The organism is Rothia sp. HMSC062F03, from assembly GCF_001836905.1.
GTDB classification, from domain to species: Bacteria; Actinomycetota; Actinomycetes; order Actinomycetales; family Micrococcaceae; genus Rothia; species Rothia mucilaginosa_A.
Window position 1 is genome coordinate 65,329 of sequence record NZ_KV830885.1, and the last position, 15,469, is coordinate 80,797.

14 protein-coding genes and 2 riboswitches are annotated in these 15,469 nt (G+C 62.2%); of the genes, 5 read left to right on the plus strand and 9 right to left on the minus strand.

Annotation, left to right across the window (positions count from 1 at the left end):
• Positions 1–120: 120 nt before the first annotated feature.
• Entirely contained in the window at positions 121–651 is a 531-nt protein-coding gene (locus HMPREF2674_RS05880) for an alkylhydroperoxidase, AhpD family (protein ID WP_049327399.1), read from the minus strand.
• Positions 652–654: 3 nt separating this feature from the next.
• A complete protein-coding gene (locus HMPREF2674_RS05885) occupies positions 655–1,236 on the minus strand; it encodes a peroxiredoxin (RefSeq protein WP_005507262.1) in 582 nt (193 codons plus the stop codon).
• A 182-nt stretch (positions 1,237–1,418) separates the two neighbouring features.
• On the opposite strand from HMPREF2674_RS05885, the gene HMPREF2674_RS05890 reads away from it, so the two are divergent.
• The gene (locus tag HMPREF2674_RS05890; protein WP_070825100.1) at positions 1,419–2,042 is read left to right on the plus strand and encodes a GNAT family N-acetyltransferase; all 624 of its coding nucleotides are present in this window, start codon (positions 1,419–1,421) and stop codon (positions 2,040–2,042) included.
• A 79-nt stretch (positions 2,043–2,121) separates the two neighbouring features.
• Here HMPREF2674_RS05890 and HMPREF2674_RS05895 read toward each other — a convergent pair whose 3' ends face one another.
• On the minus strand, positions 2,122–2,439 hold the full coding sequence (locus tag HMPREF2674_RS05895) for an acylphosphatase (protein WP_070825101.1): 318 nt from the start codon (positions 2,437–2,439) through the stop codon (positions 2,122–2,124).
• A gap of 260 nt (positions 2,440–2,699) precedes the next feature.
• Here HMPREF2674_RS05895 and HMPREF2674_RS05900 point away from each other — a divergent pair, with 260 nt between their 5' ends.
• On the plus strand, positions 2,700–4,283 hold the full coding sequence (locus tag HMPREF2674_RS05900; RefSeq protein ID WP_070825102.1) for a DHA2 family efflux MFS transporter permease subunit: 1,584 nt from the start codon (positions 2,700–2,702) through the stop codon (positions 4,281–4,283).
• Between the two features lie 363 nt (positions 4,284–4,646).
• Complete coding sequence (locus HMPREF2674_RS05905; protein ID WP_049343580.1) at positions 4,647–4,868, plus strand: hypothetical protein; 222 nt, start codon at positions 4,647–4,649, stop codon at positions 4,866–4,868.
• Between the two features lie 49 nt (positions 4,869–4,917).
• On the opposite strand, the gene HMPREF2674_RS05910 is transcribed toward HMPREF2674_RS05905, so the two are convergent.
• Positions 4,918–5,526 carry a DUF1269 domain-containing protein gene (locus HMPREF2674_RS05910; RefSeq protein ID WP_070648388.1) on the minus strand — a complete coding sequence of 203 codons (609 nt, stop codon included), beginning with the start codon at positions 5,524–5,526 and terminating at the stop codon, positions 4,918–4,920.
• A 175-nt stretch (positions 5,527–5,701) separates the two neighbouring features.
• Entirely contained in the window at positions 5,702–6,574 is an 873-nt protein-coding gene (locus tag HMPREF2674_RS05915) for a transcriptional initiation protein Tat (protein ID WP_070825103.1), read from the minus strand.
• 293 nt (positions 6,575–6,867) lie between these two features.
• On the opposite strand from HMPREF2674_RS05915, the gene HMPREF2674_RS05920 reads away from it, so the two are divergent.
• Positions 6,868–7,956 (plus strand): C4-dicarboxylate ABC transporter substrate-binding protein, encoded by a 1,089-nt coding sequence (locus HMPREF2674_RS05920; protein ID WP_049333927.1) that lies wholly within the window; start codon positions 6,868–6,870, stop codon positions 7,954–7,956.
• Between the two features lie 168 nt (positions 7,957–8,124).
• On the opposite strand, the gene HMPREF2674_RS05925 is transcribed toward HMPREF2674_RS05920, so the two are convergent.
• The 4 genes from HMPREF2674_RS05925 to HMPREF2674_RS05940 all read right to left on the minus strand — a co-directional run bounded on the left by HMPREF2674_RS05925 (position 8,125) and on the right by HMPREF2674_RS05940 (position 13,532).
• Positions 8,125–10,263 carry an AMP-binding protein gene (locus tag HMPREF2674_RS05925; protein ID WP_070825104.1) on the minus strand — a complete coding sequence of 713 codons (2,139 nt, stop codon included), beginning with the start codon at positions 10,261–10,263 and terminating at the stop codon, positions 8,125–8,127.
• Positions 10,264–10,684: 421 nt separating this feature from the next.
• Positions 10,685–11,512 carry an ABC transporter permease gene (locus tag HMPREF2674_RS05930; RefSeq protein ID WP_070825105.1) on the minus strand — a complete coding sequence of 276 codons (828 nt, stop codon included), beginning with the start codon at positions 11,510–11,512 and terminating at the stop codon, positions 10,685–10,687.
• Positions 11,512–12,573 (minus strand): aliphatic sulfonate ABC transporter substrate-binding protein, encoded by a 1,062-nt coding sequence (locus tag HMPREF2674_RS05935; protein ID WP_005507251.1) that lies wholly within the window; start codon positions 12,571–12,573, stop codon positions 11,512–11,514. Before HMPREF2674_RS05935 ends, HMPREF2674_RS05930 begins: the two co-directional genes overlap by 1 nt.
• Before the next feature lie 119 nt (positions 12,574–12,692).
• Positions 12,693–13,532: an ABC transporter ATP-binding protein gene (locus tag HMPREF2674_RS05940; RefSeq protein ID WP_070679629.1), complete on the minus strand. Its 840-nt coding sequence runs from the start codon at positions 13,530–13,532 to the stop codon at positions 12,693–12,695.
• Positions 13,533–13,537: 5 nt separating this feature from the next.
• A riboswitch (SAM riboswitch) is annotated at positions 13,538–13,634 on the minus strand.
• 175 nt (positions 13,635–13,809) lie between these two features.
• Positions 13,810–13,918, plus strand: a riboswitch (SAM riboswitch).
• A gap of 116 nt (positions 13,919–14,034) precedes the next feature.
• Between HMPREF2674_RS05940 and HMPREF2674_RS05945 the strand changes: the two genes are divergently transcribed.
• A complete protein-coding gene (locus tag HMPREF2674_RS05945) occupies positions 14,035–15,462 on the plus strand; it encodes an LLM class flavin-dependent oxidoreductase (protein ID WP_070825106.1) in 1,428 nt (475 codons plus the stop codon).
• The last annotated feature ends 7 nt before the right edge of the window (positions 15,463–15,469 follow it).

Consider the following 15,469-nt stretch of genomic DNA (forward strand, 5'->3'; position numbering starts at 1 on the left):
GGGGGGGGGGGGCGTCACCGAGCCCTGTGTGTGTGCTTTACCCAGTGCCGCGCTACCGCGTACCTAGTCTTAGTGCGCCGGGTTCGATGTGCCGAACCAGGCCGCTGAGGCGAGGGGGTTTTAGCCCAGTGCCTCAGCCAGCTGGATGCCCTGTGCCACGCCACCGAGGGTTGCAGCAATACGGATCAGGTCGTTGACCTGCTCCTTGGTTGCGCCCTCTTCACGCAGGGTGTGCTCGTGAGCCTCAACGCAGTGGGAGCAGCCGTTGACTGCGGACACTGCCAGAGCGAACATTTCGAAGTCCAGCTTCTCAATGCCACCGTTCTTACCGATGATCTGCATACGCAGGTTTGCGCGCTGGTCATCGTATGCACCGTTCAGGAAGCCACGGGTGCGGTAGAAGATGTTGTTCATGCCCATGATGGATGCAGCGCCCAGAGCAGCCTCGTAAGCGGTGTCGCTCAGGTGCTCCTTAGCCTCTGCAGCAATCTCAACAACAACAGAGTCAACCTTGGTTGCTGCTGCGGTTGCGAGGATCGCGCCCCAGAGCTGCTGCTCGGACAGGGAGGTGATGCGGGGCAGGGAGGACAGGTTGAGGTTCATGTCCTTCGCGTAGGAAGGCAGAGCCGAACGCAGGTTATCGATGCTCATGGATTACTTCATCTCCTTGAATGCGTCGATGGTTGCTGCACCCTTCTTCCAGTTGCATGCGCACAGCTCGTCGGACTGCAGTGCGTCCAGCTGGCGGAGCACCTCGTCGGTGTTACGGCCGACGGAGTCAGCAGTAATGGAGACCGACTGGATGGTGTTGTGGGGGTCGATGATGAAGGTTGCGCGGTCTGCAACGCCATCCTTGTTCAGGATGCCCAGTGCGCTAACCAGCTCACGCTTGAGGTCGGATGCCATGACGATGGGCAGGTCCACGAGCTCTTCGTGGGAGCGGCGCCATGCGTAGTGGGTGTACTCGTTGTCAACGGAAACACCGATCACCTGGGTGTCGCGTGCCTCGAACTCGTCAGCGAGCTTGCCGAATGCTGCAATCTCGGTGGGGCAAACGAAGGTGAAGTCCTTCGGCCAGAAGAAGACGACGCGCCAGGTGTCTTCGTCCAGACCCTCGGAGGAGACGGTGGTGAAGTAGTCTTCGGGCTTGGTTGCTTCGATGTCAGCCAGCTTACCGGGGACAACGCCGGTGAGCTCGTATGCGGGGAACTGGTCGCCGATGGTCAGAACTGCCATGGTGTTCTTCTTTCTGTTTTGTGCCGCGCGGGTGTGTGCACTGCGCGTGACGATTTCAGTGTGCTGCCCGGAATCCCGGACTTGCCTCCATACTATTATGAATTACTCATAATAATCAACCCTAAACATGCACCCATCACTATGATTTAGCTCACCATTTGGGGGTGGTGTAGGGTGAAACCATGAACCTTGACCCTGCCGTGCCCAGCCAGCCCGACCAGCCCAGCCAGCCCGAACTCATCACCGAACGGCTCACCCTGCGCCACCTACGCGAAGCGGACATCCCCGACATCGTGGAATCCTGCCGCGACCCGCAGATGATTCGCTACACCCGCGTACCGCTGAACTACACGCGCGCCGACGCCGAAGACTCCCTACTCACCACCGCCCGCCAGATTGCCGCCGGGCAGATTCAACGCTGGGCGATTGACGCCTCCGGAATGTTTGCGGGGAGCATTGAACTGCGCCTGCCCGAGGGCACCCCCGAAGGCCCCGGAACCCGCGCCGAACTGGGGTTCTACACCGCCCCGAAAGCGCGCGGCAGGGGCTACATGACCGAGGCACTGCGAGCCGTCCTCGGCTACGCCTTCGACCCGCTCGGACTGGGCCTCGAACGCGTGCGCTGGACCGCCCTGGCGGGTAACGAGCCCTCAGAGCGTGTGGCGGTCAAGGCGGGTTTCACCGGCATCTACGACGATATTGACCCAAACTCCGGCCGCCCCGACGAGAACGGCCACCCGGTGCAGCACCGGGTGCGCCGCGCCGATATGACCCGCGCCCAATTCGCGGCGCTCTGGGCTAACTAAACTGCGCTAACTAAACCGCGCTCTGGACGTAACGTGCACGGGGTTGAGCGGGAGCCCATGAGAAAGCCCCGCAATCTAGCTACTTGATGCCGAAGCCGCGGAACGAGCCGGACGGCTCCTCCCACTCGACGAGCACCTCATCCACGCGGCCCGCGGTGTCATCACCCCGCAGCACATCCACCAGGCGAGCGCAGGAGGCGGCCGTCCCCTCCGCAATCACCTTGACGCGCCCGTCGTCGAGGTTCTCGGCGTACCCGGTCAGGCCCAGCGGCTTGGCGGTGCCGGCGCACCACCAGCGGAAGCCCACGCCCTGCACCTTGCCGCTCACGAAAGCGACGAGGCGGATTTCGGCGGGCTCTGCCGGGGTTCGGTCGGTGAAGAAATCAAAGAAACCCATGGGTCCTCCCGGGGTCATCTCATTGTGGGTGGTCTGATGGGGGCGAGCGCCGGTGGTGGCGCTCTGATAGCTTCTATAGCTTCAGTCTAGAGGGTGCGGGGGGCATCCGCCTGGTTGCCGCGCGCACGTGCCGTGAAGAGCTGAATAAGGGTAAAGCAACCGAAGCCGCGCCCACAAGGGGAGTAAGATGGGGTGATATTTATCAGCGGCAACGCTGAACACACAGACTGTACCCGCAACGCTCATCCGCTGGAGGATCATTGAGTTCACGTCCTAAGAAAGCGCCTCTCGTCGGTAACCCGGCGAAGACACCCTACAAGCCCTGGCCTGCTCTCTGGTCCCTGGTTGTTGGCTTCTTCATGATCCTGGTGGATGGCAATATCGTCACCATCGCCCTGCCGCACATGCTGCAGGATCTGGAGGCGTCCCTGTCGGCGGGCATGTGGGTGACGAGCGCCTACCTGCTTGCGTATGCGGTGCCGCTGCTCATTACCGGTCGTATGGGTGATCGCTTCGGTCAGAAGAACCTGTACATGATCGGTATGGGTATTTTTACGCTTGCTTCCCTGTGGTGTGGTCTGGCACCGAACGTTGAATCGCTGATTACTGCCCGCGTGGTGCAGGGTTTGGGCGCGTCGCTGATGACCCCGCAGACCATGTCTCTGATTACGCTGATGTTCCCGCCGAATGCGCGCGGTGTTGCGATGAGTATTTGGGGTGCGACGGCGGGTGTCGCCTCGCTGGTTGGCCCGATTCTGGGCGGCGTGCTCGTGGATGCCCTGAATTGGAGCTGGATTTTCTTCGTGAACATTCCGGTGGGTTTGGTCGGTCTGTTCTTGGCGTGGCGTAATGTGCCGGTGTTTGAGCAGAAGAAGCACAGCTTCGACTGGTTGGGTGTGGTGCTTTCGGCGGTCGGTCTGTTCCTGCTGGTTTTCGGTATTCAGGAAGGTGCCACCTACGACTGGGGCACTATCACTGACTCGTTTATGGGTACCGGTATTGCGGTGAGCGTGTGGGGCCTGATTATTGCCGGCATTCTGGTGCTGGGCCTGTTCATTGGGTGGCAGGCTATTAACCCGCGTGAGCCGCTGGTTCCGCTGAGCCTGTTCAGTGACCGTAACTTCTCCGTGTCGAATGTGGCTATTTCGGCTATGGGCGTGGTCGCTATTAGTATGGCGTTCCCGCTGACCCTGTACCTGCAGCAGGTGGAGGGTCTAGACCCGACCCAGGCCGCGCTGATGACCGCTCCGATGGCGTTGTTCTCGGGTGCGTTGGCGCCGGTGGTGGGCGCGCGCCTGAACCGTAACGACCCGAAGTGGATTGCGGTGATTGGCTTTACGCTGCTGGTGATTGGTTTTGCTCTGCTCCGCCCGACGATGGTTGCGGACGGCAACTTGTGGCTGATGGTTGGCCCGATGATTATTCTGGGTGCGGCGAATGCCTGCATTTGGGGTCCGCTGTCGGTGTCTGCGACCCGTAACCTGCCGCCGCAGCGTGCCGGTGCCGGTTCGGGCGTGTACAACGAGACCCGCCAGATGGCGTCGGTGCTCGGATCGGCTGCGATTACGACCATCATGGCTTCTGCGATTACCTCGCACCTGTCCGCGTTGGGCCCGGCTGCCGCAGCGGGCGGTGGCTCTCACGACGGTGCTGCTGGAGGCGTGCTTCCGCAGATTCTACGTGAACCCTACGCGGTGGCAATGGCTGATTCCATGATGCTACCCCTGGTCGCCGCGGCGGTGGGCGCCGTCGTGTGTCTGTTCTACGCCTCCATGAAGACCTCCGAGGCGAAGGGTGCCGCACGGAACGCTGAGGCAGAGCCTGAGTCAGAAAACACTAAATAGAAGGCTTATCAAAACGTTTTACGTCATAAACGGTGCATAACCTGAGATACGGTGCGAATACCGGGACAAACTAGATGCACTCTGTGTATGATGAGGCGGGTCACCGTCGAACAGAAGAGAACCAAGAACGGCTCCTTTTCCTCCATCGGAGGGTTCGGCAGTGACCCGCTGTCTTTTAAATGCCGCGCTCACTCGCGGCACGCCGGCTACATGTCGGCGGCAGCGACACACATGACCACTAAACCACGCGGTAGTCGCCTGATACTTCTACTCACCATAGAACCGGACCCGTACAACCCATACCGTGCGCAATGCCAGATGATGCAACCTCCCGCGTGGTCAAGATACGAAGAGAGATACTTTATGGCTTTCTCCCTGTCCCCCCGCCTGGTGCGTACCGCGCTCGCTTCGGCGGCCCTGCTGGTACTCGGCACGGTCGCGGCGCCCGCGGCTAACGCCTACAACCCCGACATCGACGGCGACGGCATCCCCAACACCTGGGAGATGAAGGGCTACGACGCCGACGGCGACGGCAAAATCGACGTGGACTACCCCGGCATGGGCGCCAACCCGCTGAAAAAATAGGCTATCTACCAGAAGTAGATAGCCTATTTTTTATGAGATGCTTGGGTGCTTACGCTTTCAATTTGTCAAACTTTGCTTTGACATTCGCCTTGAATTCTTCAAGCTTAGCCTTGCGTTCGGCTTTACGTTCAGCCTTCATCTGTGCACGCGCCTGGTTGTAGAGGTCTTCTTGGACTTGCAGAGCTGCTTCGATTTCGGCTACGACGGTTGCTACATCCCAACGCACGATTTGGGTGTCGTACTTGGTGAAGTAAGCATCGATGACTGCTTCGTTGTCTTCTTGCACCAAGGCAACAACGGCTGTTTCACCGTTAGTCAATTTTTGAGAAACAACGTCAATCAGGCCAGCTTCTGCCGTATCAACGGTAGCACCAGCAACCAAACCATTGAGGCTACCAATACCATAACCAAACAAGACGCCGATAGGACCACCCAAAAGCCCGATAACTGCACCGAGCAAGCCACCTTCTAGGGTTGCATCCGTCGTTGAATCTTCAAAATCATAGCGTTCTTTTTCAACGATATGACCGTTTTCATTTTTGACCAGGGCGATTTGAGCAACCTTGGTCGTCTGAGTTTGGCGGAAAGCCTTCAAATCTGCAAAGGACTGATAAGCTTCGCTTTCGGTGTTAAAGACTGAAATTACTAGGTTTTCCATAGTTGGTACCTCGTTCCTAAAGACTATATATACATTGTAATACAGTTCTCTTTTTTGGGAACTACTTTTTGCGACAATTTACCTCGGCGGCAGCCGGTAGGCTGAGTCCTAAAGCAAAGGGGCCCGGCATCCAATATGGATGCCGGGCCCCTTTCTGCCTACTGTGGCGGCCGCGCTATCGGGTAATGGTTGCGGAGGCGCTTGCACCCGCCAGATCCCGGTAGGTGTACTCGCCGTCATCGGTCAGCTGCATCGCAACGGTGCCGCTGGTGAGCTGAACGGTCGTGGTCAGGGTGTAGCTGGAGGTCACCTCGGTGAAGTACACCGGAACCTGCGAGGCCAGCACCTGTGCGTAGCGCACGGGGCCGTTGGCGGTCGCGGTCAGGAAGTCCGAGGTGCGGATATCCAGCACGCCGGTCCAGGTGTTGCCCTCGATGACCGGCTCGTAGAACTTCGCCGCGTAGGCCACGCCGTTGAAGGCGCTCACTGCCGGGTTATTGGTCTTGGCGCCGCCCTCGCTCTTGTCCAGCGCGGCCACCTCGGCGTCGTTGTCGGTGTCCCACAGCAGCGGCGCGGTGACGTCTTCGGCGGTGGGGAAAGTGAACTCGAAGGTCACCTGCAGGTGCGCCGAGCCGTACAGGTAGGTGCTGCCCTGGAACTCGCCCTTGGAATTGATGGGGGCGGAAATCCACAGGCCGGCACCGCCGTACAGGCCCGCACCGACGCTACCGCCGGGGGTGAAGGTGCCGCCGCCTGCGCTCTTCGGGCTCGTGGAGGTTGCGGTCACGTTGGGCACCTGCACGGTGTAGGAGTCCAGACCGTAGCGGGTGTCGAAATCGTTGGAGGGGTTGGAGTTGAACGCCTGAGTGAAGACACCGAACTTCAGGGTCGGGGTCTCCGGCACGTCGGTGGAGGCCGCGTAGGCGGGTACGGTTGCGGCGGTTGCGACGACCGGGGCGCTCCAGAGTGCACCCTTGACGAGGGAGCGGCGGTTTACGCCGCGCTTGCCGGAAGCGGGGGTGCTGTGACTGGTCTGCTGTTGAGACATGTAATTATTCTTTCTTCCACGGGTGAATACGGTGATGCACGTGATACGAATTACTGATACTGTAGTGTAATTCAGCTCAACTTCAAAATTGTCTCAACTTTAAAGCAGGTTTTCTGCAATCTTCGGCTAAAGCTCACGAAGTGATGCGGCGGTAGCTCACGAGGCGCCCCGCCGGCCTGCAAACGACTCGCTACCCGCACGGGTGCGAACACCGAAGAACGAACACTGCCGTCCATCCCGCGTGCCCGTCACGGGTATCGCATCCTCACACCATCACATCAAAGGACAGATTCATGGCCTCTCTGAAGCGCGCACGTATCGCGTTTGCCTCCCTGGCGGTCCTCTGCCTGGGCGCGGTCGCCGCCCCGGCAGCCAACGCCTACAACCCCGACATCGACGGTGACGGCATCCCCAACACCTGGGAGATGAAGGGTTACGACGCCGATGGCGACGGCAAGATCGACGTCGACTTCCCCGCACTGGGCGCCGACCCCAACCACAAGGACATCTTCGTCGAGATGGACTACATGCCCGGCCTGCTCCCCAGCGAAGAGGAGCTGGACCGCATCACTAAGATTTACGCCGACCTGCCCATGCGCAACCCCGACGGCACCACCGGCGTGAATATTCACCTGGACGCCGGTAGCGCCCGCAGCGCCAAGTACAACCTCGGCGGCGGTAACGAAATCACCCACCAGGAGCTCGACAGCGAGTTCAACGCCCTCAACAGGATTAAGGCCTCCGAAGGTAAGTTCAACCCCGCCCGCGAAGGCACCTTCCACTACGTCATCTGGGGCGACTACTACGACAACAGCACCTCCTCCGGCATCGCTATTTTCGGTGGCCGTAACCTCATGGTCACCGTGGGCCCGCACTTCTGGGGTAAGGCAACCAGCGATATCCGCGTGGCGGTGTTCGTGCACGAGCTCGGCCACAACCTGGCGCTGAGCCACGGCGGCTGGGACGAAATCAACTACAAGCCCAACTACCTGAGCGTCATGAACTACCAGTACACCCTCACCGGCGTGCCCATGGCCGACGGTAGCCGCTACTTTGGCTACTCCACCGCCGAGTACCGCATGCTGAACGAGGCGAAGCTCTACGAGGCGCGCGGCTTCGGTCCCCGCGCGGCCGGCTTCCTGTACAAGGGCAAGCCCGCTGACGGTCCCATCGACTTCAACGGTAACGGAAAGATTGATGCCGAGCCGGTCTCGGTGGACCTGAACGGTGACGGCATGATCTCGAACCTGGGCGCGGCGAACGACCTGAAGATGATCCGCTTCCAGGCGACCGAGCACCCCGAGCTCGAGAAGGGCCCCAAGCAGATTGAGCCGAGCGGTATTACCGCCGAGTACGCTCGTTCCCTGGGCCTGATTAACTAGGCGGTCGCCGGGGCGAAAGTCCTCGTCAGTACCGATAAACAACAGGGTGCGGATACCGAATCATCGTTCGGTATCCGCACCCTTGTTATGTATCGCGACTCCTATGCAGGGGCCGCGCCGGGGCTGTGCCGGAGTCTTGTAGGGGCCGCGCCGGCAGGGGAGGGGAGGCTAGGCCGCCTCGCGCTCCTCTTCTTGCTGCACGCGGCCGGTCTCCACCAGCACCTGCGCGATGTGGCCCAGCGCCTCCTCGTTCTGCAGCGAGGAAACGTCACCCAGGGGACGGCCCTGGTACAGCTCGCCGAGCAGACGGCGGGTAATCTTACCCGAACGGGTCTTCGGGATATCGGCAACTGCCACAACATCCTTGGGCTTGGCAATCGGGCCGATGTGCTCACGCACGTGAGCCGTCAGAGCCGCCTTCAGCTCATCCTCAGTCAGGTCCTTACCCTCATCGGTGAGCGTTACGTAGGCGACCGCCTGGTGGCCGGTCAGGTCGTCCTCCACGGGGCAGACGCCGGCCTCCACCACAGCCGGGTGGGTGACCAGGGCCGACTCAATCTCAATCGTGGACAGGCGGTGACCCGAAATGTTGATCACGTCGTCGATACGGCCGAGGATGTACACGTTGCCTTCCTCGTCTTCCTTTGCGCCGTCACCGGCCAGGAACCAGCCGCGCTCGCCGTAGTGGCGCCAGTAGGAGTCCAGGAATCGCTGCGGGTTCTTCCACACGGTGCGGGCCATGGAGGGGCCAATCTTATCGACCACGATGAAGCCCTGCTTGCCCGGCTCCACCGGGTTGCCGTGCTCATCCACCACGCGGGTGGACACGCCCGGAACGGCGCGGGTAGCGCAACCGGGCAGGGGGGTGCAGTGCGGGGTGCCCACCGGGTAGGTGCCGGCGGAGGCGAAAGCCGGGTCGTGCGGGCGCGGGGAGCACACGGTCGAGCCGGTCTCCGACTGCCACCAGGTGTCGATGAAGGATGCGGTGCCGCCGCCCACGTGCTTGCGCAGCCAGCGCCACGCCTCCGGGTTGATGGACTCACCCACCGAACCGAGCAGGCGCACGGTCGAGAAGTCGTACTTGCCGGGCTCGGGGCCGTCGGGGAACGCGCCCATGAGGGAACGAATCAGGGTGGGGGCGGTGTAGTAGTTGGTCACGCCGTAGCGTTCGATGACCTCGAAGTGGCGACCGTAGTGCGGGGTGTTCGGGGTACCCTCGTAAATCACCTCGGATACGCCGTTAACCAGCGGGCCGTAGATTTCGTAAGTGTGCGCGGTCACCCAAGCGAGGTCGGCGGTGCACCAGTGAACGGTGGACTCCACCTTCTCGGGGTCGTTGACGGCCGACAGCTCGTCGGGGCGCAGCACGCCGTTCTCATCCACGTAATCCGGCAGCAGATCGTAGAGCAAAGCGTGGGTGTACGCGGTCTGCACCAGGTAGCCGCCCATCGTGTGCACCAGGCCCTTGGGCTTGCCGGTCGTGCCGGAGGTGTAGATGATGAACAGCGGATCCTCGGCGTCGTGCAGCTCGTAGGCGTGGGTGTCGGGCTGGTCGTCCACCAGGTCGTGGTACCAGACGTCGCGGCCCTCGGTCCAGGGAACCTCAGCGTGCGCTACGGGGTCGGAGGCGCTGGTGCGGTCCACCACGATGACGTGCTCGATGTTGTTCTCGCCCGAGCAGGCCTCGTCGGCGTTGACCTTCACGGGAACAACCTTGCCGCGGCGGTTCTGGCCGTCGGTGGTGACGAGCACCTTCGCACCGGTGTCCTCAACACGGAATTTCAGTGCCTCGGCGGAGAAACCGCCGAACACGAGGGAGTGGATCGCGCCAATACGCGCGCAGGCCAGGGTAAAAATAATGGTTTCGGGAATGACGGGCAGGTAGATGACCACGCGGTCACCCTTGCGCACGCCCAGGGACAGCAGACCGTTGGCGGCCTTCGCGATGCGGCGCTGCAGCTCGGCGTAGGTGATGGCCTCGCGGTCGCCGGGCTCACCCTCGAAGTAGAGGGCGACCTTGTCGCCGCGACCCGCCTCCACGTGGCGGTCCACGCAGTTGTAAGCGACGTTGAGCTTGCCGCCCTCGAACCACTTAATCTCGGGAACAGTGAACTGCTCGATGCCGTCCTCGTCGAAGCCGAGGGACTTCGGCTTCTCGAAACGGTGCGCGGTGTGCCAGGGCTCAGCCCAGGTGAGTCGCTGCGCCTGCTTCTCCCAGAACGCAACGCGCGCCTCGTCAGATTCGAGGGCGGGGTTCGGGGTGGGGTTCAGCGGGTCGGTGAACGAGTAGGGGGTGGGCAGTCCCATTATTCTCCCATCGGTTGCTGGCATTAGCACCCTTGCTTGCCGTGCCGCTGTCTGTGTGACCGTGGGGTCTGTGTGTGCGTTGGCGAGGGGGTTGCTGCGACGTCACGGAGCCAGGTCTCTCGGTCGCTCTGGATGGTTTGCCTTCTTAGTAAAGCGCGCCGCGGGGCCCGATGCAAAGGTTCCCGTCATAAAAGGCACACTGTGTAGCGCTTCGTAATATAACGACACATTAAGAACCCCGCCCCGCGCTCACTACTGTGGGGCGCGGGGCGGGGCACATCATCATCATTCAGTAGGCGACAGGTTTCCCCGCCGACTTCTTTTTCCGGCGCGTCACGATGACTGACGCGCGGACATCTCTCCTGAAAACTCAGCGCGTGCTGAGTGTTGCGTTTAGCTGTGGTGCTAATTGCTGGTGGCGTTAGTTGCTGGGGTACTTTGCCTTGACCCAGCGCTCAAACAGGCCGACGAGGGCGTCCGTAATCTTGCCCAGGACGGCCAGCGCCACGATGGCGAGCAGCAGGCGGTCGGTGCGGCCGTTGTTCTGCGAGTCGGTCAGCAGGTAACCCAGGCCCATGGAGGCGCCCAGCAGCTCGGCGGCGACCAGGAACAGCCACGCCTGAGCGAGCGCGAGGCGCAGACCCGAGATGACGGCGGGCAGAACCGCGGGAAGCTGAACCGTGGTGAACAGGCGCAGGCCCTTCAGGCCGAAGGCGCGGGCCATCTCCACGAGCTTGGGGTCCACGTGGGCGAGGGCTGCGGAAACCGTGGTGTACACGGGGAAGAACGCGCCGATGGCCACGAGGGTCACCTTCGAGTTCTCGCCGATGCCAATCCACAGCAGAAGCAGCGGGACCCACGCGAGCGAGGGGACCGCGCGCAGAGCGCCGATAGTCGGGGCGACGAACACGCGCACCGGGGCCGACAAGCCAATCAGCGATCCCAGCACCAGTCCGAGTACCGCGCCGATGCCGAAGCCAATCAGCACGCGCTGGGTCGAAATCGCGACGTGCTTGGCCAGCTCACCGCGCTGCGCCAGCTCGATACCGGCGCCCACCACACGGTCGGGGGAGGGCAGCTGGACCTGCGTGAACACGCCGTTGGTGCTCAGAATATACCAGAGCGCAATGAGCGCCAGGGGCAGGATCAGGCCCAGGTACTGCTTGCCGGCGAAGGGGTTCGAGGGAAGCTTCGGCGTCGGGAGCTTGGCCGCGCTCTCCTGCGCGGGGGCAATGGTTGCGGCGGTCATTACTTCTCCACCGCCTTGGCAATCTTCTCGACTGCGGCGCTGTCAGCCTTCTTCGCGAACTGGTCGTCCACGATGCTGTTCAGGGCCTTGTCCACGTCGGACTGGGAGGGGACGTCGCCGGACTCGACCAGAATCGGGCCAACGCCCTTGAGTACCTCAACCTGCTTGGCGCCCGGAACCGGGTCGATGTCCAGGTGGGTGCGGTCCATGACGACCTGGGCGGTCTCGTGCTTAATGCCGGACTCTTCCTCCACGATCTTCACGGCCTCTTCGGGGTTCTTCTTGGCCCAGGCGCGAGCGTACTCGTACACGTCCACGATGACCTGCGCGGCGGTCGGGTTGGACTGAATGAACTTCTCGGTGGCGTTCAGGAAGCCGTAGGTGTTGAAGTCCAGGTTGCGGTAGAAGAGCACGTCGCCGCTCTCCACCTCGGCGGCAGCCATAATCGGGTCCAGACCGCTCCACGCGTTGACCTGGCCGTTGTCCAGGGCGGTGCGGCCGTCGGCGTGCTGCAGGTTCTGAATGTTCACGTCGGAGGCGGAAACGCCGGCCTGCTTGAGGGCCTGCAGGAGCAGGAAGTAGGGGTCGGTACCCTTGGTGACGGCCACGCTCTTACCCTTCAGGTCGGTGACCTTGGTGATGCCCGAGTCCTTGCGGGTGACGAGCGCCGACCACTCGGGCTGCGAGTAGAGGCTGATGACCTTGATGGGGGAGCCGTTCGCGCGGGCCAGCAGCGCCGCCGAGCCCGCGGTGGAGCCGACGTCGATGTTGCCGCTGCGCAGCGCCTCGTTGGCCTTGTTCGAGCCGGCGGACTTGACCCACTCAACCTTCTTGCCCTCGGCGGACAGGGCGGTCTCGAGCCAGCCCTTCTTGCGGATAATCAGCGAGAGTGGGTTGTAGGTGGCGTAGTCAATGGTCACGGTGTCCTTGCCGCCGCCGGCCGCACCGGAGGCGTTGGAGGAGCCGGAACCCTCACCGGCGCAACCGCTGAGCAGGGTTGCGAAGGCGGCGGCTGCGGCCAGGGACTTGAGGGCGGTACGGCGAGACGGAGAGAAAGTCATGATGGTTCTTTTCGCTTCTGAAGATGATGATGTGATGAGATGGGGAGCGCGGCCCGCAGGGTATAGCTAATTGGCTATATACCCTAGACAGCGCTAATACCGAGAGGGCTTGGGGCGGCTTAGGCCGCGATTTCCTCCACGCCGAGCTCGGCGAGCAGTTCGCTGCGTAACGCGGTGATTTCTGCATCCGCGCGGTCGCGGGGGTGGGCACGGTCAACGGTCACGATGCGCTGAATGGTCGCGGGGCCCTCCGGGGTGTCCTTGCCGAGCACGATGACCCGGTCGGAGAGGTAGAGCGCCTCCTCCACGTCGTGGGTGACCAGCAGGATCGTGGTCGGATCCTGACGGTGCACGTCCAGCAGCAGGTCCTGCATGTTGATGCGGGTCAGCGCGTCGAGGGCGCCGAAGGGCTCGTCGAGCAGCAGCACGCCGGGGGTGCGGGCGAGCGCTCGCGCCAGAGAGACGCGCTGCGCCATGCCGCCCGAAATTTCCTTGGGGCGGTGGTCGGCGTACTCGCTCAGGCCGACCAGGCTCAGCAGGCGGGTCACGGTCGCCTCGCCCTCGGCCTTCTTGGTGCCCTGCGGCAGGCCGAGCGCCACGTTGTCGGCGACGGTGCGCCAGGGGAGCAGACGCGGTTCCTGAAAACCAATGGCCACGCGGGGATCGAGTCCGGTCACGGCCTTCTCACCGATGCGCACGGTGCCGGCGGTGATGCGGTTCAGGCCGGCCGCAGCGCGCAGGAGGGTGGACTTGCCGCATCCCGAGGAGCCAATCACCGAGATAATTTCGCCGGGTTCGGCGGTGAAGGTGACCTCACGCAGAACCTCGTGGGTTCCGCCGGGTACCGCAAAGGACTGGCCAACGGCATCGAAGACGAGGGGCACTGCGGCACTGGATACGGCGTGCCGGTTCGCTGAGGATTCGGATGCGCCGGGAGTTACTGCACTGTTGAGTGTCATAGTCACTTCCATCGTTCCTGGCGTTAGCACCGGCGGTGGGGAAGCCGCTATCGGTTGCTGCGACGTCGTGGAGCCAGGTCTCTCGGTCGCTCTGGATGGTTTGCTCTACTCACCCTATGGGCTGTGCCACGCCTCAATCAACCCGACGGGCGCGTATGAATTTCTATGACTCTTTATTTCGCATTTATCACGAAATATTTCGGTCCCGCGTCACAAAAATATTTTTTCGTCACAAACGTGACCTCCCTCCCGCGCGCCCCGTACACTCAAACCACGAGATCATGAGTCCCGGCGCTAAGCTCTGGCTGGCCGGGCGGCAACCCTCTCCCGTAGCGGGGTGCCCCAGATGATGATCTGGCCTCAACGGAAAGAGGCAAGTACGGCGCGAACGCGCCACCTGCACGAAGGCCACCACCGAACGCAGAAGGCAAGAAGGAGGCGGCGCGCGGGGTGCAGGGCACAAACCCGATCGTCCCCCCGATTATTCGCGAAAGGAAAATCGATGGCTGAGCAGAAGAAGCGCATCGTAGTTAACGCATTCGAGATGACCTGCATCGGTCACCAGAGCTTCGACCTCTGGCGTCACCCGCGCTCCCGCGCAACCGAGTACAACACCATCAAGTACTGGACTGACCTGGCTAAGACCCTTGAGCGCGGCCTGTTTGACGCCGTGTTCATCGCTGACGTGGTCGGCATCTACGACGTGTACAAGAACTCTGCCGCTCCCGCCATTGAGGGTGCCGCTCAGGTTCCCGTGAATGACCCCGCAACCCAGATTTCTGCAATGGCTGCCGTGACCGAGCACCTCGGCTTCGGTGTGACTGCTGCCGCTACTTTCGAGCAGCCCTACACCCTGGCTCGCCGCTACGCCTCCCTCGACCACCTCACTGAGGGCCGCGTCGGCTTCAACGTGGTGACTTCTTACCTGCCGTCGGCTGCTGAGAACCAGGGCCTGCCCACCCAGATTCCGCACGATGAGCGCTACGATATCGCTGACGAGTTCCTGGACGTCTGCTACAAGCTGTGGGAAGGCTCCTGGGAGGACGGCGCAGTCATCAAGGACCGCGAGCGCGGCATCTACGCTGACCCCTCCAAGGTCCACCCGATTGGCCACAAGGGCAAGTACTTCTCCGTACCCGGCATCTCCCTGACCGAGCCGAGCCCGCAGCGCACCCCCGTGATTTTCCAGGCTGGTGCATCCAGCCGCGGTCAGAAGTTCTCCGGTAAGCACGCTGAGGCTGTGTTCATCAGCGCCCTGCGTCCCGACCTGACCCGCGTTGTGACCGACCGTATTCGCACCGCTGCCGAGGAGCAGGGCCGTAGCCGCGACGACGTCAAGATCCTCGCAATGCTCTCGGTCATCGTGGATGAGACCGAAGAGAAGGCAAAGGCAAAGTACGAGGAGTACAAGAAGTACATCAACCTCGACTCTGCACAGGCTATCATCGGCGGCTGGTCCGGTGTTGACCTGTCCCAGTTCGACGAGGACGAGGTTCTGAACTACGTGCAGACCGAGTCGATTCAGTCCTTCCTGACCCCCTTCACCCTGCAGGCGAAGGACAAGAAGTGGACCCGCAAGGCCATCGCTGAGCACACCACCCTCGGCGGCATGGGCGATGTCATTGTTGGTGACCCGGTTCAGGTTGCTGACGAGCTGGAGCGTTGGATCGATGAGGGCGGCCTGGACGGCATCAACCTGGCGTACCACGTCTCCCCGGGTTCCTTCGAGGACTTCATCGAGTACGTTGTGCCCGAGCTGCAGAAGCGCGGCCGCTACCGCACCGAGTACGAGGGCAACACCCTGCGTGAGAACATCTTCGGTAAGGGCCACACCAAGGTTGCTGACTCCCACCCGGCTGCTAAGTACCGCGGCGCATACGTGGGTAAGCCTTCGGCTGCTGACACCCCGGCTCGCGCGATCGCTGAATAAGCGTTGC